The 24,516-nt window shown below is 61.8% G+C and carries 28 protein-coding genes; 14 read left to right on the top strand and 14 right to left on the bottom strand.

Features of this window, described 5'->3' with window-relative positions; genetic code table 11:
* Nucleotides 1–160: 160 nt before the first annotated feature.
* From GL286_RS03150 to GL286_RS03130, 5 genes are all read right to left on the bottom strand, one after another.
* Nucleotides 161–1,087, bottom strand: coding sequence for an electron transfer flavoprotein subunit alpha/FixB family protein (locus GL286_RS03150; protein ID WP_155094072.1), 927 nt, complete (start codon nucleotides 1,085–1,087; stop codon nucleotides 161–163).
* Complete coding sequence (locus tag GL286_RS03145; protein ID WP_155094071.1) at nucleotides 1,087–1,845, bottom strand: electron transfer flavoprotein subunit beta/FixA family protein; 759 nt, start codon at nucleotides 1,843–1,845, stop codon at nucleotides 1,087–1,089. The genes GL286_RS03150 and GL286_RS03145 overlap by 1 nt, the downstream gene beginning before the upstream one ends.
* Nucleotides 1,846–1,967: 122 nt before the next feature.
* Complete coding sequence (locus GL286_RS03140; protein ID WP_155094070.1) at nucleotides 1,968–2,540, bottom strand: cob(I)yrinic acid a,c-diamide adenosyltransferase; 573 nt, start codon at nucleotides 2,538–2,540, stop codon at nucleotides 1,968–1,970.
* Nucleotides 2,540–2,737, bottom strand: a complete 198-nt coding sequence (locus GL286_RS03135) for a twin transmembrane helix small protein (protein ID WP_155094069.1) — start codon at nucleotides 2,735–2,737, stop codon at nucleotides 2,540–2,542. The genes GL286_RS03140 and GL286_RS03135 overlap by 1 nt, the downstream gene beginning before the upstream one ends.
* Nucleotides 2,738–2,761: 24 nt before the next feature.
* On the bottom strand, nucleotides 2,762–3,580 hold the full coding sequence (locus GL286_RS03130; RefSeq protein ID WP_155094068.1) for an SDR family NAD(P)-dependent oxidoreductase: 819 nt from the start codon (nucleotides 3,578–3,580) through the stop codon (nucleotides 2,762–2,764).
* Nucleotides 3,581–3,685: 105 nt separating this feature from the next.
* Between GL286_RS03130 and parC the strand changes: the two genes are divergently transcribed.
* Nucleotides 3,686–5,914: a DNA topoisomerase IV subunit A gene (parC, locus tag GL286_RS03125; RefSeq protein ID WP_155094067.1), complete on the top strand. Its 2,229-nt coding sequence runs from the start codon at nucleotides 3,686–3,688 to the stop codon at nucleotides 5,912–5,914.
* A 39-nt stretch (nucleotides 5,915–5,953) separates the two neighbouring features.
* On the opposite strand, the gene GL286_RS03120 is transcribed toward parC, so the two are convergent.
* From GL286_RS03120 to leuD, 6 genes are all read right to left on the bottom strand, one after another.
* Nucleotides 5,954–6,112: a hypothetical protein gene (locus GL286_RS03120; protein WP_155094066.1), complete on the bottom strand. Its 159-nt coding sequence runs from the start codon at nucleotides 6,110–6,112 to the stop codon at nucleotides 5,954–5,956.
* A gap of 109 nt (nucleotides 6,113–6,221) precedes the next feature.
* Nucleotides 6,222–6,809, bottom strand: a complete 588-nt coding sequence (locus tag GL286_RS03115; RefSeq protein ID WP_155094065.1) for a cytochrome b/b6 domain-containing protein — start codon at nucleotides 6,807–6,809, stop codon at nucleotides 6,222–6,224.
* Nucleotides 6,809–7,267, bottom strand: a complete 459-nt coding sequence (locus GL286_RS03110; RefSeq protein ID WP_155094064.1) for a c-type cytochrome — start codon at nucleotides 7,265–7,267, stop codon at nucleotides 6,809–6,811. The genes GL286_RS03115 and GL286_RS03110 overlap by 1 nt, the downstream gene beginning before the upstream one ends.
* Before the next feature lie 110 nt (nucleotides 7,268–7,377).
* Nucleotides 7,378–8,412 carry a tyrosine-type recombinase/integrase gene (locus tag GL286_RS03105; protein ID WP_155094063.1) on the bottom strand — a complete coding sequence of 345 codons (1,035 nt, stop codon included), beginning with the start codon at nucleotides 8,410–8,412 and terminating at the stop codon, nucleotides 7,378–7,380.
* A 301-nt stretch (nucleotides 8,413–8,713) separates the two neighbouring features.
* Nucleotides 8,714–9,757 carry an endonuclease/exonuclease/phosphatase family protein gene (locus tag GL286_RS03100; protein ID WP_155094062.1) on the bottom strand — a complete coding sequence of 348 codons (1,044 nt, stop codon included), beginning with the start codon at nucleotides 9,755–9,757 and terminating at the stop codon, nucleotides 8,714–8,716.
* On the bottom strand, nucleotides 9,748–10,353 hold the full coding sequence (leuD, locus tag GL286_RS03095) for a 3-isopropylmalate dehydratase small subunit (RefSeq protein WP_155094061.1): 606 nt from the start codon (nucleotides 10,351–10,353) through the stop codon (nucleotides 9,748–9,750). The genes GL286_RS03100 and leuD overlap by 10 nt, the downstream gene beginning before the upstream one ends.
* 87 nt (nucleotides 10,354–10,440) lie before the next feature.
* Here leuD and GL286_RS03090 point away from each other — a divergent pair, with 87 nt between their 5' ends.
* Nucleotides 10,441–11,055 carry a hypothetical protein gene (locus tag GL286_RS03090; protein WP_155094060.1) on the top strand — a complete coding sequence of 205 codons (615 nt, stop codon included), beginning with the start codon at nucleotides 10,441–10,443 and terminating at the stop codon, nucleotides 11,053–11,055.
* Here the strand turns inward: GL286_RS03090 and leuC are convergent.
* A complete protein-coding gene (leuC, locus tag GL286_RS03085; protein WP_155094059.1) occupies nucleotides 11,036–12,472 on the bottom strand; it encodes a 3-isopropylmalate dehydratase large subunit in 1,437 nt (478 codons plus the stop codon). The two genes, GL286_RS03090 and leuC, sit on opposite strands and share 20 nt — an antisense overlap.
* A gap of 291 nt (nucleotides 12,473–12,763) precedes the next feature.
* Here leuC and GL286_RS03075 point away from each other — a divergent pair, with 291 nt between their 5' ends.
* The 3 genes from GL286_RS03075 to rlmH all read left to right on the top strand — a co-directional run bounded on the left by GL286_RS03075 (nucleotide 12,764) and on the right by rlmH (nucleotide 14,010).
* On the top strand, nucleotides 12,764–12,997 hold the full coding sequence (locus GL286_RS03075; RefSeq protein ID WP_155094058.1) for a hypothetical protein: 234 nt from the start codon (nucleotides 12,764–12,766) through the stop codon (nucleotides 12,995–12,997).
* A 75-nt stretch (nucleotides 12,998–13,072) separates the two neighbouring features.
* Nucleotides 13,073–13,528, top strand: a complete 456-nt coding sequence (gene rsfS, locus GL286_RS03070; protein WP_155094057.1) for a ribosome silencing factor — start codon at nucleotides 13,073–13,075, stop codon at nucleotides 13,526–13,528.
* 14 nt (nucleotides 13,529–13,542) lie between these two features.
* The gene (gene rlmH / locus GL286_RS03065; RefSeq protein WP_155094056.1) at nucleotides 13,543–14,010 is read left to right on the top strand and encodes a 23S rRNA (pseudouridine(1915)-N(3))-methyltransferase RlmH; all 468 of its coding nucleotides are present in this window, start codon (nucleotides 13,543–13,545) and stop codon (nucleotides 14,008–14,010) included.
* A gap of 6 nt (nucleotides 14,011–14,016) precedes the next feature.
* On the opposite strand, the gene GL286_RS03060 is transcribed toward rlmH, so the two are convergent.
* Nucleotides 14,017–14,844, bottom strand: coding sequence for an LOG family protein (locus GL286_RS03060; protein ID WP_155094055.1), 828 nt, complete (start codon nucleotides 14,842–14,844; stop codon nucleotides 14,017–14,019).
* A 103-nt stretch (nucleotides 14,845–14,947) separates the two neighbouring features.
* Here GL286_RS03060 and dapD point away from each other — a divergent pair, with 103 nt between their 5' ends.
* Nucleotides 14,948–15,772, top strand: a complete 825-nt coding sequence (gene dapD / locus GL286_RS03055) for a 2,3,4,5-tetrahydropyridine-2,6-dicarboxylate N-succinyltransferase (protein ID WP_155094054.1) — start codon at nucleotides 14,948–14,950, stop codon at nucleotides 15,770–15,772.
* Between the two features lie 77 nt (nucleotides 15,773–15,849).
* Nucleotides 15,850–16,101, top strand: a complete 252-nt coding sequence (locus tag GL286_RS03050; protein ID WP_155094053.1) for a GlsB/YeaQ/YmgE family stress response membrane protein — start codon at nucleotides 15,850–15,852, stop codon at nucleotides 16,099–16,101.
* A gap of 30 nt (nucleotides 16,102–16,131) precedes the next feature.
* On the opposite strand, the gene GL286_RS03045 is transcribed toward GL286_RS03050, so the two are convergent.
* Nucleotides 16,132–16,602, bottom strand: coding sequence for a YbaK/EbsC family protein (locus tag GL286_RS03045; RefSeq protein WP_155094052.1), 471 nt, complete (start codon nucleotides 16,600–16,602; stop codon nucleotides 16,132–16,134).
* 55 nt (nucleotides 16,603–16,657) lie between these two features.
* On the opposite strand from GL286_RS03045, the gene GL286_RS03040 reads away from it, so the two are divergent.
* From GL286_RS03040 to urtE, 7 genes are all read left to right on the top strand, one after another.
* The gene (locus tag GL286_RS03040; RefSeq protein WP_155094051.1) at nucleotides 16,658–16,993 is read left to right on the top strand and encodes a hypothetical protein; all 336 of its coding nucleotides are present in this window, start codon (nucleotides 16,658–16,660) and stop codon (nucleotides 16,991–16,993) included.
* Nucleotides 16,994–17,069: 76 nt separating this feature from the next.
* A complete protein-coding gene (locus tag GL286_RS03035) occupies nucleotides 17,070–18,317 on the top strand; it encodes a lytic murein transglycosylase (RefSeq protein ID WP_155094050.1) in 1,248 nt (415 codons plus the stop codon).
* A 213-nt stretch (nucleotides 18,318–18,530) separates the two neighbouring features.
* Entirely contained in the window at nucleotides 18,531–19,814 is a 1,284-nt protein-coding gene (gene urtA, locus GL286_RS03030; RefSeq protein WP_155094049.1) for an urea ABC transporter substrate-binding protein, read from the top strand.
* A 57-nt stretch (nucleotides 19,815–19,871) separates the two neighbouring features.
* The gene (urtB, locus tag GL286_RS03025; RefSeq protein ID WP_155094048.1) at nucleotides 19,872–21,815 is read left to right on the top strand and encodes an urea ABC transporter permease subunit UrtB; all 1,944 of its coding nucleotides are present in this window, start codon (nucleotides 19,872–19,874) and stop codon (nucleotides 21,813–21,815) included.
* 1 nt (nucleotide 21,816) lies between these two features.
* Entirely contained in the window at nucleotides 21,817–23,049 is a 1,233-nt protein-coding gene (gene urtC / locus GL286_RS03020) for an urea ABC transporter permease subunit UrtC (protein WP_155094047.1), read from the top strand.
* Complete coding sequence (gene urtD / locus GL286_RS03015; protein ID WP_155094046.1) at nucleotides 23,046–23,789, top strand: urea ABC transporter ATP-binding protein UrtD; 744 nt, start codon at nucleotides 23,046–23,048, stop codon at nucleotides 23,787–23,789. The genes urtC and urtD overlap by 4 nt, the downstream gene beginning before the upstream one ends.
* 1 nt (nucleotide 23,790) lies before the next feature.
* Nucleotides 23,791–24,501 carry an urea ABC transporter ATP-binding subunit UrtE gene (gene urtE, locus GL286_RS03010; protein WP_155094045.1) on the top strand — a complete coding sequence of 237 codons (711 nt, stop codon included), beginning with the start codon at nucleotides 23,791–23,793 and terminating at the stop codon, nucleotides 24,499–24,501.
* The last annotated feature ends 15 nt before the right edge of the window (nucleotides 24,502–24,516 follow it).

Below are 24,516 nucleotides of genomic sequence, written 5' to 3'. Positions count from 1 at the left end.
TTCCACCTTTTGAATGACTGCTGGACGATAGGGGCTAGATGCTGCGGGGTTCAATTGAAAAACCGCCCGGATGTCGGGCGGTTTCCGGTTTGTATGTTCAGGGAGCGCTGCCCCTGTTTCCGGCAAGCTGCCCCCGCGATATTCGGGGGACAGTTTTGCCTCAGAGCTTTTCGGTTAGTTCCGGAACGGTGCTGAACAGATCGCCCACAAGTCCGAAGTCGGCGATCTGGAAGATCGGGGCTTCTTCGTCCTTGTTGATGGCGACGATGACTTTCGAGTCCTTCATGCCTGCAAGGTGCTGGATCGCGCCCGAGATACCAACGGCGACATATAGTTCAGGCGCAACGACCTTGCCGGTCTGACCGACCTGCCAATCGTTCGGGGCATAGCCCGAATCCACCGCTGCGCGCGAGGCACCAACGGCGGCACCGAGTTTGTCCGCGAGTTTCTCGATGATCTCGAAGCTTTCCTTGGAGCCGACGCCACGCCCGCCCGAGACGACGCGCTTGGCCGAGGTGAGTTCGGGGCGGTCGCTGGCAGCAACCTCGTCCGAGACCCAGACCGACAGAGCCGGATCGGTAGCAGCGGCGGCATCCGAGACCGAGGCCGCGCCACCTTCGCCCGCCGCATCGAACGACGCGGTGCGGATGGTGAAGACCTTTTTCGCATCGCGCGATTTCACGGTCTGGATGGCGTTGCCTGCATAGACCGGACGCTCGAACGTGTCGGCATCGATCACTGCCGAGACATCAGACAGCACCATGACATCCAACAGCGCCGCAACGCGGGGCATGATGTTCTTGGCGTCTGTCGTCGCGGGGGCGGCGATGTGGGAATAATCGCCCGCAAGGCTGACGATCAGCGCGGCGGTCGGCTCGGCCAGACGGTGGCCGTAAAGCGCGTTCTCGGCGACCAGAACCTTGGCGACGCCCGTGATTTTCGAGGCCGCTTCGGCGGCGGATTTGGCGGAAGCGCCCGCGCAAAGCACGGTCACATCGCCCAGAGCCTTGACCGCATTGACGGCCTTCGCCGTCGCGTCGCGGTTCAGTTCGCCATTGGTGACTTCACCCAGCAGAAGAACGGCCATCAGATCACCCCCGCTTCTTTCAGTTTCGACACAAGCTCATCGACCGAGCCGACCTTGATCCCGGCCTTGCGGCCCTCGGGCTCGCGGGTCGAGACGATTTCAAGGCGCGGGCTGACATCGACGCCGTATTCGGCGGGCGTCTTCTCATCCAGCGGCTTTTTCTTGGCCTTCATGATGTTCGGGAGGCTCGCATAGCGCGGCTCGTTCAGGCGCAGGTCTGCGGTGATGACCGCCGGTAGCGTGACTTCGATGGTCTGCAGACCGCCATCGACCTCACGCGTGACTTTGGCCTTGCCTCCGTCGATTTCGACTTTCGAGGCGAAGGCCGCCTGACCCCAACCCAGCAGCGCCGAGACCATCTGGCCGGTCGCGTTCATGTCATTGTCGATCGCCTGCTTGCCGGCGATGACCAGCTCGGTGCCCTCGGCCTTGGCGACAGCGGCGATGATCTTGGCGACGGCCAGTGGCTCGATATCGGTCGAGACATCCTCGGCGGCGACGACCAGAATGGCGCGGTCCGCACCCATGGCCAGCGCGGTGCGCAGCGTTTCCTGAGCCTGCTTCACGCCGATCGAGACGGCGATGACTTCTTCGACCTTTCCGGCCTCTTTCAGGCGGATCGCTTCCTCGACCGCGATCTCGTCGAAGGGGTTCATCGACATCTTGACGTTCGCAAGATCAACACCACTTCCGTCAGCCTTCACTCGGGCTTTGACGTTGTAGTCGATCACGCGTTTCACTGGCACGAGAACTTTCATCGTTCTCTCTCCCTTATAGTTGCGTCACCTGTTCGGTGGATTTGTTAGCGGGCTGGTCGGGGCAATGACAGGAAAAAAGCGACACCTCTTAGTCGTAACGCAACAATCCCGTCCCGATGTCGCTAGCGGCTGGCACCGGGCACCCACAGGATGTCACGTTCGCCGTTTTCATTGGCAATCCGGCCCGCGACGAACAGCCAATCGGACAACCGATTGAGATATTTCACCGCTGCGGGATTGGCGCTCTCGGTTGCCGCAAGGGCAGTCGCGGCGCGTTCCGCCCGCCGCGCGACTGTTCGGCATAGATGCAGGTGGGCGGCCAATGCACTACCTCCGGGCAGAATAAAACTGCGCAGCGGCGACAGATCGGAATTCATTTCGTCGATTTCGGTTTCCAGCCGCGCCACTTGCGAATCGATGATGCGCAGGACCCGATAGGGCGCCTCGGCGTCTTCCTCCATTCGCGGGCGCGACAGATCGGCGCCCAGGTCGAACAGATCGTTCTGGATGACAGCGATGCGGCTGGCGATCATGCCCTCGGCATGCAGGCGCGCCAGCCCCAATGTCGCGTTCAGTTCATCGACCGAGCCATAGGCCTCGACCCGAATGGCGTGTTTCGGCACGCGCTCGCCGTTCGACAGGGCGGTTTCACCGCCGTCGCCGGTGCGGGTGTAGATTTTGTTCAGGACGACCATCAGCCTCGTGCCCAAAGATAGATCAGGAAGACAGCAATCGCGATTGCCTGTGCGATCAGGCGCCAGCGCATCAGACGGTTGCCGTGTTTGCGGTTGAATTCGCCGCCACGGGCGAACCCGCCAATGCCGGTTGCAAGGATTGCCACGACAGCCAGACAGCAGATCGCCAGCAGGATAAGAAGCGGTTTGTCGTGCATCACTTGGCCTTTCGCGGCAGGAGCCTAGCTGCGCCGGGCGAACCAGTCCAGAGCGCGTGTGGATAACAGTCTACGCCCGATCCCCGAGATATGCGTGGGGGTAGTAACGTAATAGCGTGGTCGGGGGTTCGGGCTTTCCAGCGCCATCTGGATCTTGGCGCTGACCGCCGAGGGGGGCAGTTCGTACCGGTCCTTTTTCGCGGCGGGTTCATACAGGCGTTTCAGCAGGGTGCGGCGGTATTGATCGACCCGATGGCTGGATTGCCAGTCGATCCAGCGCTCAAAATGCGGGATCGAGTTCTCGCGGATCTTCGTGCCGATGGGACCGGGTTCGATCAGGACGAATTTGACCGGGCTGTCCGCCATTTCGACGCGCAGGACATCGGTCAGCCCCTCGAGCGCGAATTTCGTTGCGACATATGCGCCGCGCCAAGGGATGCCGACCAGTCCAAGGACCGAACTGATATTCACCACTCGCCCGCCATGTTCGCGGAAATGCGGCAGTAGACGGCGGGTCAGGTCATGCGTGCCGAACAGGTTGGTTTCGAAAATTTCGCGCAGCGCCCCGCGTGGCAGATCCTCGGCGGCACCGGGGATGGCGAAGGCCGCATTGTTCACCAAGGCGTTGATCTGCCCCAAGGCCAAAGCCGATTCCGCCGCGCGTGCGACGCTGTCCTCATCGCCCAGCTCCAGATGGATGACGTCGAAACCCTCGTCGCGGCGGGCGGTCAGATCCTCGTCCTTGCGGCAGGTCGCGATGACGCGCCAGCCCCGCGCTTTCATGTGCCGCGCGGCATCCAGTCCGATGCCCGAGGAGCAGCCGGTGATCAGAACGGTCTTCATGTGCCCTCCGCTTGGTGTGGCATGGTTCTGCGCCATGGCTGCTGATCGCGCAATACGCGCATTTCCGGCTGGACCGAAGCCGCGCGCAGGAATATTCAACCTGTCATGTCAGACGATCCGAACATTCCCGATCCGTCGCAGGATCAGACCACGTCCGAACCGCTCTCGCGCGCCATTGGCGAGCGCTACCTGACCTACGCGCTGTCGACGATCATGCATCGTGCGCTGCCTGATGCGCGGGACGGGTTGAAGCCGGTGCATCGCCGTATCCTTTACGCGATGCGCGAATTGCGGCTGTCTCCGACCGGAGCCTTCCGGAAATCCGCCAAGATCACCGGCGATGTGATGGGCAACTATCACCCGCATGGCGATGCCGCGATCTACGATGCGATGGCGCGCTTGGCCCAGCCCTTTGCCATGCGCTACCCGCTGGTCGATGGTCAGGGGAACTTCGGCAATATCGACGGCGATAACCCCGCCGCCAGCCGCTACACCGAGGCCCGCTTGACCGCCGCCTCGGAAGCGTTGATGGAGGGGCTGACGGAGAACGCGGTCGATTTCCGCCCGAACTATGACGGCACGCTGGAAGAACCTATTGTTCTGCCCGCCGCTTTCCCGAACCTTTTGTGCAACGGCGCATCCGGCATCGCGGTCGGCATGGCGACGAACGTGCCGCCGCATAACCTGCACGAAGTCATCGATGCCTGCCTGCATCTGATCAAGGCCCCCGATGCCCGCGACGACACGCTGGTCAACATCGTGCCCGGCCCGGACTTTCCGACAGGCGGCGTGCTTGTCGAATCGCGCGAGACCATCGCCGAGGCTTACCGCACCGGTCGCGGCAGCTTGCGCCTGCGCGCCCGCTGGGCGGTCGAGGATCTGGGTCGTGGCGCTTGGCAGATCGTCGTCACCGAGATCCCCTATCAGGTGCAGAAATCCAAGCTGATCGAGCGTCTGGCCGAGCTGATCCAGCTGAAAAAAATTCCGATCCTTGCCGATGTACGCGACGAATCCGCCGAGGATGTCCGCATCGTTCTGGAACCCCGCGCCCGGAACGTGGACCCCGAGCAGTTGATGGCCGCGCTGTTCCGCGTCTCGGACCTCGAGATCCGTTTCGGGTTGAACATGAACGTGCTGATCGACGGGCGGGTGCCCAAGGTCTGCTCGCTGAAAGAAGTGCTGCGCGCCTTCCTCGATCACCGCCGCGAGGTGCTGGTCCGGCGCGCGAACTTCCGCCTCGACAAGATCGCGGCGCGGCTCGAGGTGCTGGAGGGCTATATGATCGCCTTCCTGAACCTCGATCGCGTGATCGAGATCATCCGCTTCGAGGACGATCCCAAATCGGTCCTAGCCGCCGAGTTCAAGCTGTCCGAAGTTCAGGTCGAGGCGATCCTGAACATGCGCCTGCGCGCATTGCGCCGTCTCGAAGAGATGGAGCTGCGCGCCGAGCATGAGAACCTGACCAAGGAGCGCGAAGGCCTTGCCGCGATGCTTTCCGACGAAGGCGCGCAATGGACGAAGATTGCCGAGGAGTTGCGCGAGACGCGCGGCAAGTTCGGCAAATCTGCCCCCGGCGGCCAGCGTCGCACGGAAATCGGCGCGGCGGGCGAAGTCACCGAGATCGACATGGAATCGATGATCGAGCGCGAGCCGATTACCGTGATCCTGTCGAAAATGGGCTGGATTCGCGCGATGAAAGGGCATCAGCCTTTGGATGCCGAAATCAAGTTCAAGGATGGCGACGGCCCGTTCATGGCGCTGCATGCCGAAACCACGGACAAGCTGATGGTTTATGGCGCGAATGGCCGCTTCTATACCTTGCCCGCGAACAACCTTCCGGGTGGGCGCGGCATGGGCGAGCCCTTGCGTCTGATGATCGACCTGCCGAACGATGCGGCGGTGATTGACATGTTCCCGTGGCGCGATGGGATTCGCTATCTGGTGGCGTCAACCGCGGGCGACGGGTTCATCGTCAATTCGGCCGATATTCTGGCCCAAACCCGTGCGGGCAAGCAGGTGCTGAACGGTGACGCGCTGCTTTGCCGGACCGTCAGCGGCGATCATGTCGTGACCGTGGGCGAGAACCGAAAGATGCTGGTCTTTGCGCTGGACGAATTGCCCGAGATGGGTCGCGGCAAGGGCGTCCGCTTGCAGAAGTTCAAGGATGGCGGGTTGTCTGACGCGATCTGCATCACGTTGGCCGATGGTCTGCGCTGGCAGGAATCTGGCGGGCGCACCCGTACCGAACCTGATTTGACCGAATGGTTGGGCAAACGCGCGGGCAGCGGCTACATGGCGCCACGCGGTTTCCCGAGAGACAACAAGTTCAACTGAATGGCGTGGGGCCGGTCGATTGACCGGCCCCGATGCGTTTCAGCTGTTTGCCTTGGGCTTGAGGATCACCGTGGTGCCGTCTGTCGGGGTGGTCGTCGAGGCCGATTGATCCATCTTGGTCTTGCTGTAGGGGCAGGCTGCGACGGGCAGCGCGGCCACTGAAAAGACCAAAGCTGCGGCGGCAATGATTTTCGTCATGTCGTCGTGCTCCTTCGGGATAAGGCACGGTTGGCGAAAGCAGGTGTCAGCCGTGCGTGGTTCGCAATGCCAGCGTGGCAGTTCGGGGCGATTCGTTCAATGAAACCGGTTACCGATCACGAACCTGTTTGCGACCGTTGATCATCGGACCGACCAGATCCTCGCCTTTCCAGAAGCGGTAGAATAGGATGACCGCCACATGTAGCAACACAAGGATCAGCACCAGATTTGCGCCGAACTCGTGCCAACCCACAGCTTTTGATCGGGTGGCGCTGCTGACATAGCTCGCGAGCGGCCCGACATTGATGTAATCGTCAGGGTCCGAGATCAGCCCGCTGCTGACCTGCGCCGCCAAGACGGCAAGCATCGCAATAACCGACAGAGCGCCTAAAGGGTTGTGACCGGGCCAGTAACTGGGCTCGCGCATAAATATGCCGCGCAGGTAGCTGGCGATTGTGACGGGGCCGCAGAGGAAATGCGAGAACCGCGCCGGCGCGGGGCCGATAAATCCCCAACACAGGCGAAAGATCAAAAGCCCGATAACGACGTAACCGCACCAGAAATGCAGCGTCATCTTGGCGGGGCCGAACTGACCCAGAAGCCACGCGGCGGTCACAAACAACGCAAGCATCCAGTGGAACCCGCGTAAAAGCGGGTCCCAAAGCTTGATTTCGCGGACGGGCGCGCGGCCCTGCATCAGCTTTTCTCGCGATAGCTGTCGTGACAGGCCTTGCAAGCCGCACCAAGCTTGCCGACGACGGGTCCGACCTTGTCCTGTCCGCCCTTGACGGCCTCGGATGCGCCCGAGGCGGCCTCGACCAGACCGGCGAATTTGGCTTTGAAGTCATCCATGTTCGTCCAGATGTCGGGCTTGGCGGCGCTGTCCTCGGCTTGCCCCGAGGCACTGCCCTCGATGAACAGGCTTGGCAGATCGTAATGCGTCAGCGCTTCGATATTGGCGGCGGCGCGGCTGGCGGAGGCCTCGTCATAGAGGACTTCGCCTTTGGCCATGCCGGCCAGCGTCCCCATGTTCATCGCCAGCATTTTGTAGAAACCGTGACGCGCCTCGATCGCGTCCTTGATCGCATCGTCGGCAGTGGCGGCTAGGGGAAGGAACGTAAAGGCGGCAATGGCAGTGGCGGCAAGAATGCGCATGTCGTCTGTCCTTTTGTGGCTCTTGGGCTGCAAGTGTCTGACGCGCTGCCAGAGTTACACAGGCCGATGCTTCTGCCAATATTCGTGTCAGTGCCGTTTTCGTGAGCAGCCTAGCCCAGCAGATCGGTCGCCGGATTGTCGGCGACTTCGATATCCGCGTAATAGCTTTGGGCCTGATTGACGCTGCGATGCAGGCTGAGTTGCATGGCGGCGGCCAGCGGCGCACCGTCCAGTGCGGCTTGCGTCAGGAAGCCCGCCCTTAGCCCATGCGGGCTGGCAAAATCCGCAGGATAACCTGCCAGCACCAAGCGGTGACGCAGGATCTCGCGCAGGCCGTCCGGCGACAGGCGGCGTTTCAGAACGCGATCGGCTTGGCTGACCGGACGGAATAACGGGCCGCTTGTGATGCGCGAGACGGCGATCCAGCGCATCACCGCCAGCGCCGCCCGCCCCTTGAGCGGTAGTCGGGGCGCGCGGTCCTGACCGGTGGTCTTGGTGGTCAGCAAGCGGATTCGCAGCAGTCCCTTTTCGGCAAATTCGGAATCGTCGATATCCTCGCGGTTCAGCGCGACGATCTCTGAACGCCGTCGCCCACCCGAGGCCCATCCCAGCATCAGGGCGGCACGGTCCCGCATGCCGCGATGGCTGTGATCGCAGGTGAGAAGTATGGCCTCGAGCACGTCGCGCGTCACCGGATTGCTGGATTTGCGTAACCGTGGTCGTGCCGCTGCGCGACGCGCCCGGCCACGCGCTTGCGAGATCAGCGGCGCGTCGAACGGAGAGGGCAGGTTCTTCATCCGGTGAAATGCCCGCCAACTGGCGATCCGACGATCCAGAGTCGAAGGCGCGGGGCAGGCGAGACTTTTGCGCAAACCCGCCGAGATCAACTGGTCGGCGACCTCACGGGCAGGCGTGGTCGCTTGGCTAAGATCTATCGAATGATCCAGAATAAAGCGCAGCGCCACGGATTCGGTTTCCGGCCAGTCCAGCGGTTTCCCGAAAGCGGCAAGCTTCCACGCGGCCAGATAGGCAAGGTCGCGTTCCCATGCGCGGATGGTGTTCTGTGGCGTGCCCCGTCGGTAAAGCTCGGAGAGGGCCTCGGCTTCGGCGGCGGAAAGGGCGGATGGGGCGACTGGAAGGATCATTGCGGCATGGTGTCCTGTAGAAGGATCAGTGGTCAAGACTCGTGATAACGTAAAGGTTGATCCGCATTTTTGTGCCATACAGGTCAATAGCGGCGAATTTTTAAGCAAATATGGCGTGTCGGGGCGCAGAACCGGTTTTCTGGTTGAGCGATTCTGCATCGCAGCGCAACCTGTGATGGACGGGGATGCTTATCCTCGCCAGCCCCGAGCCGCACGGGGTTCTTCATGGCAGTGCCGCCGTTCCTGTAGCGTCTCTCCTCCCTCCGCGCAAATCAGGGACGGCGGTTTTTTCCACCGCCGCTCACCAATCAAGATCGACCCAGACCAAGCGGTGGCTTGATGCGGTCTCGGCAACCTTTACCAGATCACCCGAAGCGGGCCAGAACACGCCGGAATCGATCACATTCATCGCTTTGCTCGGCAGGACGTAATCGACGCGCAGATTGCCCGGCGGCTTGTCGTCGGGCCAGTCCGCGGTGTCGAGTGCAGGGTCACCTTTCTGCGTGGCGTTGACGCCCAATTCGCGGGCCGCCGCACCGCCTTCGCTGCTCGGATGGGTATCCGTGACATGCGGTAAAATACGGGTCAAAGCCTCGGGACGGCCTTCGCTGTCGGACAGGTCGATGTTGAGCTTGCCGGCCAGAACAAACGGAGCGTCGGGCAGGTGATCCAGCCAAAACGCCAGTTCGTCATGGTTGCGACGGCCATTGCGGTCCTCGGGTCCGTCAAAAACGGGGGGCGAAGCGGATATCGCCAATAGGTGCAGATCCCGTCCGGCAACACTTACCACAGCATCCCAATGTGCGACGGATGACAGGCGCTGCGCCGCTGCTGTCTCGGGTGTGCTTTCAGGCATCAGGTTGTCGGTCAGGTCGCGCCATAGCCGGTCGCTGTAATCGGTCACCGGCCCGATCGGATGCCGCGAAAGGATGGCCATGCCGCCTTGGCCGGTGAAGCGGCCAAAGCCTTGCCGATCCTCGGCTTCGCCCAGGCGGCCATCGCCGTCCAGATCCTGCCCGCTTGGCACGCCTGCGTTCGGACGCGCGGCAAAGCTATGGGGATAGACGATTCCGGCCTTGGCAAGCCGGTCGCGAAAAGCCTGAAGCGCCAGACCGTCATGGTCCCAATCAAATCCGGTCAGCAGCAGGATGTCGGGACGGGTCTCGGTGATGACGCTGATCGAGGCCTCGATCTGCGCGTCCTTGCGGCCCAGATCGCGTAGCAGAATCCCCGGCCCCTTGCGTGAAAGGTCGGGGCTGAACGTGGCGATGCGCAATGGCTCTGCACTGGACGTTTGGGCAAGGGCGGCAATCAGGGCCGCCCCCGCAAATGTCCTCAGACCCAAGGACGGCTCTGCGCCATCTGGGCTTCGAACGTATCGATCGAGGCCGATTTTTCCATCGTCAGGCCGATATCGTCCAGACCGTTCAGCAGGCAATGCTTTTTGAAGGGGTCGATTTCGAAGCCGAAGCTTTGCCCGTCCGAGGTCGTGACGGTCTGGTTTTCCAGGTCAACGGTGATACGGGCATTCGCGCCTTTGCGGGCATCCTCCATCAGCGCGTCCACCACGTCCTGCGGCATGACGATCGGCAGGATGCCGTTCTTGAAACAGTTATTGTAAAAGATATCGGCAAAGCTGGTCGAGATCACGCAGCGGATGCCGTAATCCAGCAGCGCCCAAGGGGCATGCTCGCGCGACGAACCGCAGCCGAAGTTGTCGCCGGCGACGATAATCTGCGAGGCGCGATAGGCGGGCTGGTTCAGGATGAAATCCTCGACTTCCGAGCCGTCATCCTTGTAGCGCATTTCGTCGAACAGGTTCTTGCCCAGCCCCGAACGATGGATCGTTTTCAGGAACTGCTTGGGAATGATCATGTCCGTGTCGATGTTGACCAGCGGCATCGGTGCCGCAATTCCCGTCAACGTGGTGAATTTGTCCATTTGCTTCCTCGCAGAATTGACTGGCCGCGTGGGTGGCCGTTAACTTTTTCGGGCGACGGTTAATGTTTCCGCCACAGGGATGGTTTTATGTTCGGGGTCACGAGTTTTTCCGACCTGCGCAGATGCGTTGCAGGGGAATGGTCGCCACGGATCGGCGATCCGAATATCGGTGCCTGGGTGACGGTGCTGTTCTACGTGACCTGCTTTGTGCTTGCCGTGATGGTGCTGAGGCGCCTTCCGCGCGGCACGTCGGTCAGCCTTTGGGCCTTGATCGCGCCGTTGATGGCGTTTCTGGCCGTCAACAAGCAGCTTGATCTGCAGACTGCCTTGACCGCGACGGGGCGCTGTCTGTCGCATATGCAGGGCTGGTACGACTACCGACATTTTGTGCAGCTCGGCTTTATCGCCGCTCTGATCCTGCTCGTGGTGATGGCGATGATGATCGGCCTGCGCCTGCTGCGCGGTCAACTGCTGTCGAATGGCCTTGCCCTGTTGGGGCTGGCCATTCTGTGCGGTTTTGTGCTGGTGCGGGCGGTGGGTTTCCATCATGTCGACCGTCTCATCAGCATGGATCTCGCGAGCATTCGGTTCAACTTCCTGTTCGAGAATACCGGGCTGGTGATGATTGCCGTGAACGCCATCTTCCTGCTCAGGCGGGGCAATGCGCCCCGCCGCACAGGGTTCAGGCCATCTCGGCCATAAACTCACGAATATCGGTCAGATGCCCTTTGATGCCTGCGGCGGCAGCCATCACCGGCGACATCAGGTGGGTGCGCCCACCGCGGCCCATGCGGCCCTCGAAGTTGCGGTTCGAGGTCGCGGCGCAGCGCTCACCCGGGGCCAGTTGGTCCGGGTTCATGCCCAGGCACATCGAGCAGCCTGCCAGACGCCATTCGAAACCGGCATTTGTGAAGATCTTGTCCAGACCCTCTTCCTCGGCCTGAAGACGGACAAGGCCCGAGCCCGGAACGACCATGCCGCGCACGCCCGTCGCCAGACGCTGACCTTTCAGGATGCCAGCGGCGGCGCGCAGATCCTCGATCCGGCCGTTGGTGCACGAGCCGATGAAGACCGCGTCGATCTTGATTTCATTCAGCGGCGTGCCGGGCTTCAGGCCCATATAGTCGAGGCTGCGGCGTGCGGCCTCGATCTTGCCGCCTTCGAAATCTTCGGGGGCCGGAACCTTGTCGGTGATCGCCAGCACGTCCTCGGGCGAGGTGCCCCAGGTCACGACCGGGGCGATATCCTCGCCGCGGATGGTGATGACCTTGTCCCAATGCGCGCCCTCGTCGGTGAACAGCGTCTTCCACCACGTCACAGCGGCTTCCCAGGCGGCACCTTTCGGGGCGTGGGGACGGCCCTGGCAATAGGCAAAGGTCTTGTCATCCGGCGCGATCAGACCCGCGCGCGCGCCGCCTTCGATCGCCATGTTGCAGACCGTCATCCGGCCTTCCATCGACAGCTCGCGGATGGCTTCGCCGCAATATTCGATGACATAGCCGGTGCCGCCAGCGGTGCCGGTCTTGCCGATGACGGCAAGGGTGATGTCCTTGGCCGTGACGCCCGGCAGCAGCCTGCCGGTGATTTCGACCTTCATGTTCTTCGATTTTTTCTGGATCAGCGTTTGCGTCGCCAGAACGTGCTCGACTTCCGAGGTGCCGATGCCATGGGCCAGCGCGCCGAATGCGCCATGCGTCGCGGTGTGGCTGTCGCCGCAAACGACGGTCATGCCGGGCAGGGTCCAGCCCTGTTCGGGACCGACGATATGGACGATGCCCTGACGGACATCCGACATCGGATAGTAGTTCAGCCCGAATTCGCGGGCGTTCTTGTCCAGTTCCGCGACTTGGATGCGGCCCTCGGGGTTCTCGATGCCCTGCACGCGGTCGGCAGTGGTGGGCACGTTATGGTCCGGCACGGCGATAGTCTGGTCGGGGCGGCGGACCTTGCGGCCGGCCATGCGCAGACCTTCGAAGGCTTGGGGCGAGGTGACTTCGTGGACCAGATGGCGGTCGATATACAGCACGCAGGTGCCGTCATCGCTGCGATCGACCACATGGGCGTCGAAGATCTTGTCATAGAGCGTGCGGGGGGCGCCCGCATTGATATTGCCGGTCATGGCTTTCTCTTTCTGAAAGAGTAGCTGGAAAATCGAAGGAGGGGGCCGCGATCCGCGGCGAGGCGCAGGACATGCGCCATCTGCCGTCAAAGTCGAGCAGTGACGGAAAGGCTTTCGCCGTAGAACCGACCCGGCAAACGGGCACGGTCATGGATGTCGAAATAGACGAATCCTCGCATGGGGGCAGTAATACGCCGCTTTCCTCTGTCAGGCAATATCAGCGCACGAGGGTGTTAATTCCAAATTGGGACATGCCCGCTATCCTGACGGAAAAAGCAAGGAGGTCGGGCAATGTTGATTCGTGTGTTCTTTCGGGTGATTCCACTCGTCATGGTGGCAGTTTTTGCCCTTGGCGTTGTCGTCGTGGACGGTCCGGTGGATCGCGCGCGCGAAATGGCGCGGCTTCAAAGCCATCAGCTTGCTTGGGCCGATGGATTGGTCAAATGCCCGAAACCTTGGGGAAATGTGCCGATTTCAGGTTGTACGCTGGGGAATACACCAATAAATCCGCGTTTGGCTCATTGAGCAAGCAGTTATTCATGCTACATTAGAGCTACCCTGCGCCGGGGCTTGTCGGCGCGATGACCGGAGGATGAACCCCTGTCCGATACCGCTTCGCCGGCACCTGCGCCGGCTGCGTTCGCCGCGGAGTCCGAGCTGACCAGCGATCAGCTACTGGACCGCATTCTTACCTCGCTTGATGATGACAAGGCTGAAGAGGTCGTGACCATCGATCTCCGGGGTCGTTCGGCTATGGCCGATCACATGGTGATCGCCTCGGGCCGTTCGTCGCGTCAGGTGGCCGCTATCGCCGAAAAACTCGTCCAGCGACTGAAAGAGCAAACCGGCCGCTCTGCCCGCATCGAGGGCAAGGAAACCGGCGATTGGGTGCTGATCGACACCGACGATGTGATCGTCCATGTCTTCCGCCCCGAAGTGCGCGAATTCTACCAACTGGAAAAAATGTGGATGCCTGCGGACGCGCTGCGCTCGGCCACGCTTGATCGTCTGCGTGCCGATCATGCCGCCGAAGAAGCCCGCCGGAACCAGATCTGATACGGAACTGAATGATGCGGATGGTCATTGCCGCGGTCGGGCGGCTGCGGCAGGGACCCGAAGCGAAGCTTATCGACGATTATCTTGATCGTCACGCCAAGGCAGGTCGCGCCTTGGGTCTGCCTCCGGTTACCATTACCGAGGTCGAAGACAAGCGCGGCGGCGGTATGGCCTCCGAGGCTCCCTTGTTGCAGCGCGCCATACCCGAAGGGGCAGCGCTGGTCATCATGGACGAGCGCGGACAGATGCTGAGTTCGCCGGAATTTGCCCAGAGAATCGCGGATTTTCGTGATCAGGCGCGCGACATCGCTTTTGTTATCGGCGGTGCAGACGGCATCGATCCCGAACTGCGCGCGCGTGCCGATCTTGCGATCAGTTTCGGGCGCATGGTATGGCCGCATATGCTGGTGCGGGTCATGCTGACCGAGCAGATTTACCGGGCCACCACCATTCTGGCTGGCAGCCCGTATCATCGGGTCTGAGACGGTTCAGGCGCAGGGATAATCCCAATTGTCGATGATCTCGACGGCCTCCTCGGCGGTCTCGACAAAGCTGATCAGGCCAAGATCTTCGCGGCTGATGGTTCCGGCCTCGGCCAGCGCATCCCAGTTGATGATCTGGTGCCAGAACGCCGTGCCGAACAGGATGAAGGGTACACGCTGCATCCGGCCGGTCTGGATCAGGGTCAGTGCCTCGAACATCTCGTCGAGCGTGCCGAAGCCTCCGGGGAAAATGGTCACGGCCTTGGCCCGCATCAGGAAATGCATTTTCCGGATCGCGAAATAGTGGAAATTGAAGCACAGATCCGGCGTGACATACTCGTTCGGGGCCTGCTCGTGCGGCAGGACGATGGATAGCCCGATCGAGGCACCGCCTGCCTCATGCGCGCCCAGATTGCCCGCCTCCATCACACCGGGACCGCCACCGGTGCAGATGACGTCTTCGGCGCCGTAGCTTTCAAGGCTGCGCTCGGTCATCATGCGGGAGAATTTGCGGGCCTCGTCATAATAGCGCGAAAGCTCGCCCAGAGTCGGGGTCTTGGCCGTGTCGCGATTTTCGGGCGAAGGGATGCGGGCTCCGCCGAACAGGACGATGGTCGAACGGATCCCGCGCGCATCCATGATCATCTGGGGCTTGAGCAATTCAAGTTGCAGACGGACCGGACGCAATTCGTCGCGCAGCAGGAATTCGTTATCGGTAAAGGCCAGTCGATAGGCGGGTGCACGGGTCTGCGGCGTATCGGGCAGTTTGCGGGCAGCGGCGGCGTCCTGCTGGCTGTCTCGGATAGGGTGGTTGCGCGCGTCTTCTTCGATCATCGAAACCTCTGACAGGGGACGTGCGCGGATTGCGCGGCCTCCCCCCTCGATTTATAGCCCTTGCGTGACAGTTTCCACCCGAGTTCCAGAAAAGAGAGATGCCATGTCGAACGCGCAGCTTGAAGCCGCCATCGAATCCGCCTGGGAAATCCGCGACCAGATCACCCCCGCGACCACCGGCGAGACCCGCGAAGCCGTCGAGGCCACGCTGGACGCTTTGGACAAGGGCGAGCTGCGTGTCGCCGAAAAGCGCGGCAATGACTGGCATGTGAACCAATGGGCGAAGAAAGCCGTCCTGCTGGGTTTCCGTCTGAAGGACATGGAGATCCATGAAGGCGGTCCGCAGAACGGCGGCTGGTGGGACAAGGTCGACAGCAAATTCGCCGGTTGGGGCGAGAACCGCTGGCGCGAAGCCGGCTTTCGTGCCGTTCCGAACTGCATCGTGCGCAAATCGGCCTTCATCGGCAAAGGCGTTGTCCTGATGCCGTCCTTCGTGAATCTGGGCGCCTATGTCGATGAGGGCACCATGGTCGATACCTGGGCCACAGTCGGTTCCTGCGCGCAGATCGGCAAGAACGTCCACTTGTCCGGCGGCGTCGGCATTGGCGGTGTGCTGGAACCGATGCAGGCGGGCCCGACCATCATCGAGGACAACTGTTTCATCGGCGCGCGTTCGGAAGTCGTCGAAGGCTGCATCATCCGCGAGGGCTCGGTCCTTGGCATGGGCGTCTATATCGGCAAATCGACCAAGATCGTCGACCGCGAAACCGGCGAGATCATGTATGGCGAAGTTCCTGCGGGCTCGGTCGTCGTATCCGGCTCGTTGCCGTCCAAGAACGGGGTGAACCTGTACTGCGCGGTCATCGTCAAACGGGTCGATGCGCAGACCCGGTCCAAGACCTCGATCAACGAATTGCTGCGCGACTAAGGCCAAGCAGACAGCCGTGAACTTCCATGGGGGTGTCCGCGTTGACCCGCAGGACACCCTATCGCAAGGAGAGACGCATGGAAGGCTTGGGCTGGATCGCCGCCATCATCGTGGGCGGTATCGCGGGCTGGATTGCCAGCAATATTATGAAGGCCGATACTGGGGTTTTCCTGAATATCGTGCTGGGCATCGTCGGTGCGGTGGTCGGCAACGCCATCCTTGGTGTGCTGGGACTGAATGCGCAGCATGGCAGTTGGATCGCTCAGGGTTTCGTCGGCCTGTTCGGCGCGGTGATCTTGATCTGGCTTTATCGAGCGGTTGCGAAATAGGTGCGTGAGGGGCGGTTCACCGCCCCTTTTTCATGCCGTGAACTCGGCCAGTCGCGCGCCGGTGATACGGATCAATTCGTCGGGTGCGATCGAGAACAGGTGACGCGGAGTTCCTGCCGCAGCCCAGACGATCCGGAATTGTGTCAGACGCGGGTCGATATATGCGTCGATCCGGCCCAGATGGCCGACCGGAGACACGCCGCCAATCGCAAAACCCGTTTCCGCCCTGATCTGTGCGGCGTCGGCTTTGCCCAAAGGCTGGCCCGCGACAAGCGTCGCCTTGCCGGCATCGACGCGATTGCCGCCTGCGGTCAGGAACAGGATGACATGGCCGGATTCCTCGCCCCGGAAGATGATGGATTTGGCGATCTGATCCACCTCGCAGCCGACCACTTCCGCCGCCCCCTGAGCCGTTCGGGCGCGATCATCGGTTTCGCGGATCTCCGAGGTGACTCCGGCGGCTTCCAGTGCGGCACGTACGCGTGCAAGGCTCTTGCTCATTGTTTCTCTCCGGTGTTTCGGGGATATGACCGAAAACCGCATCAAGGGGAAAGTCATGACACAGCAGGTCTATACGCTTCTGGTCGAGGTCGGTCGCGCGGCCGATGACGGAATGCCCAAGGGCGCGTCGGGTGCAGCGCTGGTTTGCTACGCCTCGGGCGTGACCGAGGACGAGGCGGTACGCGAGACTGTGGCCATTCTGAAACAGGCAGGTCTGGCCCCGATCGAAGTGACCGGTCACGGCACGATCGAGGAACGTCTGGCCGAAGGCCATGAAATACCCGACGAGGAACGCGCCTTGATGGATCGGGCGCTGGCCGAGAATTCGGTCATCGTCGCCCAGATGGAACCGCTTTACGGCGACGAAGACGACTTTGACGAGGATGCCTGAAGCGGGCCTATTCAGCCGTGCCGTGCTCGGCTAGACTGGTTTCCAACCAGAACAAGAGCACGGAACGGACAGGCAAATGACAGGACGGTATTTCCGAGTTGCGACCGCAGCCCTGCTGGTCTGCGTGATGGGAAGTTGCGGTGTGTCGAACCGGGCGCCCGGCGCGGGCGGCAACTTCAGCGGATTGCCCACGGCTCAGGGTCAGGGTTCGGAAGCGGGTTTCCAGAACTGGGTGCAAAGCTTCCGCCCGCGTGCTTTGGCGGCAGGTGTCTCTCCTCAGGTCTTTGACAGCGCGATGTCCAGCGCACATTTCCAACCCAGCATCGTGACGCTGGACGGCAAACAAAGCGAGTTCAGCAAACCGATCTGGGAGTATCTTGACGGTGCGGTCGGCGGCAGCCGTATCTCGACCGGACGGCAGATGTCGGCCCGCTACTCCAGCACCCTCAGCGCGATCGAGGCCCGTTACGGCGTCCCGCGCGAGATCGTTCTTGCGGTCTGGGGCATGGAATCGAATTTCGGCGCGAACCGTGGGAATACCCAGACCGTGCCCGCTCTTGCGACCTTGGCATATGATGGCCGTCGGGGCGAGTTCTTCGCGGGCGAACTGGTCGCCGCCCTGCGCATCATCCAAGCCGGCGACGTGGATTCCTCGCATATGGTCGGAAGCTGGGCAGGGGCGATGGGCCACACCCAGTTCATGCCATCGTCGTTCCTGAGCCATGCAGTCGATTTCAACGGTGATGGCCGCCGCGATATCTGGTCCGACGATCCGACGGATTCGCTGGCCTCGACAGCCTCGTATCTGCGCGAGAACGGTTGGCGTCCGGGGCAGCCCTGGGGGGCCGAGGTCGTGTTGCCGCAAGGCTTCGACTATAATCAGGTCAGCAAGTCGATCACGAAATCGGGTAGCCAATGGGTGTCGATGGGCGTGCGGACTGCCTCGGGCGGCGCGGTGCCTTCGGGCGCGATCCTTGCACCGGCAGGTGCGCGGGGACCGGCTTTTGTCATCACCGAGAATTTCCGTGCGATCCTGAAGTATAACGCTTCGGACAGCTATGCATTGGCGGTGTCCTATCTGGGCGATGCAATTGCCGGTCGTTCGGGCATCCGGGGCAGCTGGCCGCGTGGCGACCGCACGTTGTCGAACAGCGAAAAGGCAGAAATCCAGCGCCTTCTGATGGCGCGCGGCTTCGATACCGGCGGTGTGGACGGCAAACTCGGTTCGAAATCGGTCGAGGCGGTCAAGGCCTATCAACGCTCACGCGGGTTGGTGCCGGATGGCTATGCCGACAGCAATTTGCTGGGCATGCTGCGTGGCTGATTTCGGATGAAACGATGCATCGGGCGGCTCTGGCCGCCCACTTCATTTTCAAATTGCCATAGGATCAACTGAGCTGCCTACAAATTACTCAGTTAACTCGTCAATTCAGAACCTGTGATTTTCGGACTGCCCTAGAACTTGGCAAAAACCGGACTCGCTGCCCTCATCGTCCCAGCCGTGACGCGGCGTAATCAACGAGAGGGAAAAACAGGGATGAAGTACTATAGCAGCGCCTTGGCCGCCGCCCTTATGACGGTTGGCCTGGCTGGCACCGGTTGGGCGCAAGACGATACGATCAAGATCGGCGTGCTGCATTCGCTGTCGGGAACGATGGCGATCTCGGAGACGACGCTGAAAGATACCGTGCTGATGATGGTCGAGCAGCAAAACGCCAAAGGCGGGCTGCTTGGCAAGAAAATCGAGGCGGTTGTCGTGGACCCGGCCTCGGATTGGCCGCTATTTGCCGAGAAAGCCCGCGAACTGATCTCGGTCAATGGCGTCGATGCGATCTTTGGCTGCTGGACCAGCGTCAGCCGCAAATCGGTTCTGCCGGTCATCGAGGAACTGAACGGTCTGCTGTTCTATCCCGTTCAATACGAGGGCGAAGAATCCTCGAAGAACGTGATCTACACCGGCGCCGCGCCGAACCAGCAGGCCATTCCTGCCGTTGATTACATGGCCGAGGAACTGGGCGTCGAAAAATGGGCGCTGCTGGGCACCGATTACGTCTATCCCCGCACCACGAACAACATCCTTGATGCCTATCTGAAAGGCAAAGGCGTGGCCGAGGGTGACATCTTCGTCAACTACACCCCCTTCGGCCATTCGGACTGGTCCAAGATCGTTGCGGATGTCGTCGCGCTGGGTGCGGACGGCAAGAAGGTCGGCGTCGTCTCGACCATCAACGGCGATGCGAATATCGGTTTCTACAAGGAACTCGCTGCGGCAGGCGTCTCGGCAGACGATATTCCGGTCATGGCCTTCTCGGTCGGCGAGGAAGAGCTGGCGGGCCTGGATACGACCAACCTTGTCGGCCATCTGGCGGCCTGGAACTATTTCGAATCCGCCGACACGCCCGAAAACAAGGCCTTCATCGACGAATGGCACAAGTTCACCAAGAACGACAAGCGTGTGACCAATGACCCGATGGAAGCCACGATGATCGGCTTCAACGCCTGGGTGAAGGCGGTCGAAAAAGCGGGCACCACCGATACCGATCCGGTTCTGGATGCCATCGTCGGCGTCGAGGTTCCGAACCTGACCGGTGGCACGGCCACCGTCCTGCCGAACCACCACCTGACCAAGCCGGTTCTGATCGGCGAGATCCGCGCCGATGGCCAGTTCGACATCGTCAGCCAGACCGACGAAGTCGCGGGCGATGCCTGGACCGACTTCCTGCCGGACAGCGCCAAGTTGGATTCGGACTGGACCGGCAAGAAATGCGGCATGTGGAATACCGAGACCAACAGCTGCGTGCAGCTCGGCTCGAACTACTGATCTGGTGCTGCTCTGGGCGGCGTGATGCGCCGCCCACCTCCGGCCTTCGAGGAACCCATGCGTCTTTTTCTACTTGTCCTGGCCTTCGTCGCGCTGGTTCTGCCGATCCATGCTCGGGCGCAAACTGCTGACCTTGCCGCGGTCGTCTCGCAATATCGCGATCAGATCGAAAAGCCCTCGCGGCAATCTATCGGTCCTGTCGTCGACGAGATCGCGGCAACCGGTGCCCAAGGCGCGGCTTTGCTGCAAGCCTGGAACGAACGTCTGCTGGGTCTGCGCAAAAGCGATGGCCTGTTGGTGATTGCCGCGCCCGAAGGTGACGGGTTGAAACTGACCGACGCCGCGACCGGCGCGGATCTTGGTTCTGCTGCCGAAGCGGATGTGACGATGCTGCGTCCGAATTCGGGTGTGCGGGGGGTGATCTCGGCGGCGATGGCCGGAAACGCGCTGTCCGATCCCGATCCGAAGCGCCGGATCGAGGCGCTGGATTCGATGTCGCGCCGCGCCGATGCCAGCCAGCTTGCCCTGCTGCGCGAGGCGATGGACGATCCTGATCCCGCACTGGCCGCACGCAAGCAGCGGCTCGAGCGGATGCTGACCATTCAATACGATTCCGATCCCGCCGCAAGGATTGCCGCGATCGAAGGCTTTGGCGGCGATTCCGGTCTGGATTTCCGCGCCAGCCTGAATCCGATCCTTGCCATGCGGCGTGTCGCTTTCGAAGAAATTCCGTCTGGCACCAATATCGCGAAAGAACTTTCCCTTGGCGGCGATCTCTCGCGCGAGGATGCTTACGCGATGCTGGTCGCTGAGGGGCTTGCCCCCGCGCGGCTGACGCCTCAGGCGATGCGGGCCACGCTGGCGCAGCATATCGTGCAAGGCTCGGTCGGAGGGGTGCCGCTGGCCCAGCTTGCCGATCAGGATGCCCGCGACCGCGCCTATACCGCGCTTGAAGCCCAAGGCACTGTTCAGCCCGCCGCCAGCGATGACGAGGTCGAGGCCGCACTTGCCCGTTACAAGTTTCTTGATGTCTATGCCGAGCCGAACCCCGATGTCACGACCGCTGCCCGTGCCGCATTGCGCAGCACCGAGACGCGCATCGGTTTGATGCAGGCAGCCGACCTGTCCTTGGATGCGTTGTCCTTGGCCTCGATCTATTTTCTTGCCGCCATCGGGCTTGCCGTCACCTTTGGCGTGATGGGCGTCATCAACATGGCGCATGGCGAGTTCATCATGATGGGCGCCTATACCGGTTATGTCGTCCAGCAATTCATCGCCGACCGGACTGTCTCGCTGATCGTCGCGCTGCCTTTGGCCTTTGTCGTGACTTTCGCGGCGGGCGTCGCGCTGGAGCGGCTGGTGATCCGCCACCTTTACAAGCGCCCGCTGGAGACACTGCTTGCGACCTTCGGCGTGTCCATCGCTTTGCAGCAATTGGCGAAGAACATCTTCGGCACGCAGGCGAGGCCGCTGACCTCTCCGGCGTGGCTCGACGGGGCGCTGACGTTCAACGATGTCGTCTCGATCAGCTATATCCGCATCGCGATCTTCGTCCTCGCGCTGGTGTTTCTGGGGCTTTACCTGTTCATCATGAACCGCACCCGGCTGGGGCTCGAGGTCCGCGCCGTGACCCAGAACCCGGCCATGGCGGCCAGCATGGGGATCAGCCCCGACCGCATCAATATGCTGACCTTTGGTCTTGGCTCGGGGATCGCGGGGATTGCGGGCGTGGCGATCGGGCTTTTCGCCAAGGTGACGTCGGAACTGGGCAGCGATTACATCGTGCAAAGCTTCATGACGGTCGTTGTCGGCGGTGTCGGCAATATCTGGGGCACGCTGGCGGGGGCGGCGCTGATCGGCTTCCTGCAAAAGGGGATCGAGTGGTTCAATCCGGCCAATACGCTGGCCGCGCAGACCTATATGATCCTGTTCATCATCATCTTCATCCAGTTCCGGCCGCGCGGCATCATCGCCGCCAAGGGCCGCGCCGTGGGGGCCTGACATGCGCAAACCACTTGTTCTGCGGCATCCCTCGATCCTTGTCTTTCTGGGCGTGCTGGCGGTGTTTACCGTTGCGGTCACGGTCCTGTCGGCGGGCTATGGCACTGGCGCGATCTCGACCAGCATGGTCAAGACCTTGGGCAAGACGCTATGTCTGGCGCTCGCTGCCGTCGCGATGGACCTTGTCTGGGGCTATGCGGGCATCCTGAGCCTTGGGCAAATGGCGTTCTTCGCGCTTGGCGGTTATATGATCGGCATGTGGCTGATGGTCGCCCGCACCGAGGGGATCGTCGCGGGGTCATTGGCGAACCTGCCGATACCGCCCACCGATGCCGAGATTTCCGCGGCGGTCGCGACCCAGATATTCGGTGTCGTCGGATCGGATAAATTCCCGATGATCTGGGCGTTTTCCGGCTCGCTTTGGGGGCAGTTGGCGCTGGTTGTGCTGGTCCCCGGCCTGCTGGCGCTGGTCTTTGGCTGGCTGGCGTTCCGGTCGCGCGTGAACGGGGTTTATCTTTCGATCCTGACACAGGCGATGACGCTGGCACTGGCGCTGTACCTGTTCCAGAACGACTCGGGACTTCGCGGCAATAACGGCTTGTCAGGCTTGCAGAATATCCCCGGTCTGGACGCCGTCTCGCAGGAGAAGCTGTCGATCTGGTTCCTTTGGGCTTCCGCTGTCACTCTTGGGTTGGGGTATCTTCTGATCGCATGGGTCGCGTCGGGCAAGTTCGGCAGCGTGACCCGCGCTATACGCGACGACGAGGCCCGTGTGCGCTTCCTTGGCTATTCGGTCGAGGGGTACAAGCTGGTGGTCTTTGTCCTTGCCGCCGTCGTCACCGCCATTGCAGGCGCGCTGTATTACCCGCAGGCAGGGATCATCAACCCCGCTGAACTGGCCCCTATCGCCTCGATCTATCTGGCGGTGTGGGTCGCGATTGGCGGACGGGGCAGGCTATACGGCGCGGCGATCGGGGCGATCTTTGTCTCGATGTTGTCGAGCTGGTTCACCGGTGGCCGCGCGCCCGATGTGAACCTTGGTTTCTACACCATCAAATGGGTCGATTGGTGGCAGGTGCTGCTGGGCCTCAGCTTCGTTCTGGTGACCTTGCTTGCGCCCAAGGGCATCGCGGGGCTGGTCGATCTGTTCGAGGGATTACGTCCCCCCAAGCGACAGGGGCAGCCGATGGGGCCCGACATGGGATCGCTTCGCGAGAAGGAGGCGGTGGAATGACGGCGCTGCTGGAAGTGCGGGGGATCTCGGTCAGTTTCGACGGATTCCGCGCGATCAATAACCTGTCCTTCGAGATTGCCGACCGCGAGCTCCGTGCCATTATCGGCCCGAATGGTGCGGGAAAAACCACTTTCATGGACATCGTGACCGGAAAAACCCGCCCGAACGAGGGGCAGGTTCTGTGGGGCGAGAACTCGAAAAGCCTGCTCAGGATGAACGAATCCCAGATCGCGAGGGCGGGCATCGGGCGTAAATTCCAGCGCCCGACCGTGTTCGAGGACCAGACCGTGGCCGAGAACCTGACCATGGCGCTGAGCGCGTCCCGAAGCCCGTTCAGTGTCCTGCGCTGGAAGCCGACGCAGGATAGTGTGACGCGTGTGGGCGAATTGGCGACCGAGGTCGGCTTGGGTGATCAACTGGGCCGGAAATCGGGTGAACTCAGCCATGGACAGAAGCAGTGGCTGGAGATCGGGATGCTTCTGGCACAAGAGCCGCGCTTGCTGCTGGTGGACGAGCCAGCAGCGGGCATGACGCTGGCCGAGCGCGAGCAGACGACCACTTTGCTGCGCAACTTGGCCGAAAAACATGCGGTGGTCGTGGTCGAACATGACATGGATTTCGTGCGCCGGCTGGATTGCAAGGTGACGGTCCTGCACGAGGGATCGGTTCTGGCCGAGGGCAGTCTGGATCACGTCACCGCCAATCCGCAGGTCATCGAAGTCTATCTGGGTCGGGGTTAAGATGCTGGAAGCACGTGATATTACGCTAAGCTACGGCGGCAGCCAGATCCTTTACGGCGTCGATCTGATCGCCGAACCGGGGCAGGTCACTTGCGTCATGGGAAATAACGGGGTCGGCAAGACCAGCCTGCTGAAGGTGCTGTCTGGCAGTCATCCCCGCTCGGGCGGGACATTGCGCCTGAACGGTGAGGATCTGGGTCGGGTCAATGCCCAGACCATGGCGTTGAAGGGGGTGGGCTATGTTCCGCAGGGGCGGATGATCTTTCCGCTGCTGACCGTGCGCGAGAATCTCGAGACCGGTCTGGCGATCTTGCCGCGCGGCGAACGCAAGATTCCGGATGAAATCTTCGAGCATTTCCCCGTCCTGGCCGAGATGAGCCATCGTCGTGGCGGTGATCTTTCGGGCGGGCAGCAACAGCAGCTTTCCATTGCCCGCGCGCTGATCATGAAGCCCAAGGTGCTGCTTCTGGACGAGCCGACCGAGGGCATCCAGCCCAATATCATCCAACAGATCGGGCGTGTGATCAAAGGCTTGCGGGATCGTGGCGATATGGCGATCGTTCTGGTCGAGCAGTTCTTCGACTTCGCCCATGATCTTGGCGACCGTTTCCTGATGCTCGAACGCGGGCGTCCGGTCATTTCCGGCACGCGGGCCGAAGTCCCGCGCGAGGCATTGAAAGCGCGTTTGGCGGGACTGGGCGCGGCTGCCTGATCCCGTCTTTCATGG

This window comes from Paracoccus aestuariivivens, assembly GCF_009711225.1.
Lineage (GTDB): Bacteria > Pseudomonadota > Alphaproteobacteria > Rhodobacterales > Rhodobacteraceae > Paracoccus > Paracoccus aestuariivivens.
Note: the sequence above shows the minus strand (reverse complement) of the source record. Positions and strands in the feature narration are given on the sequence as shown.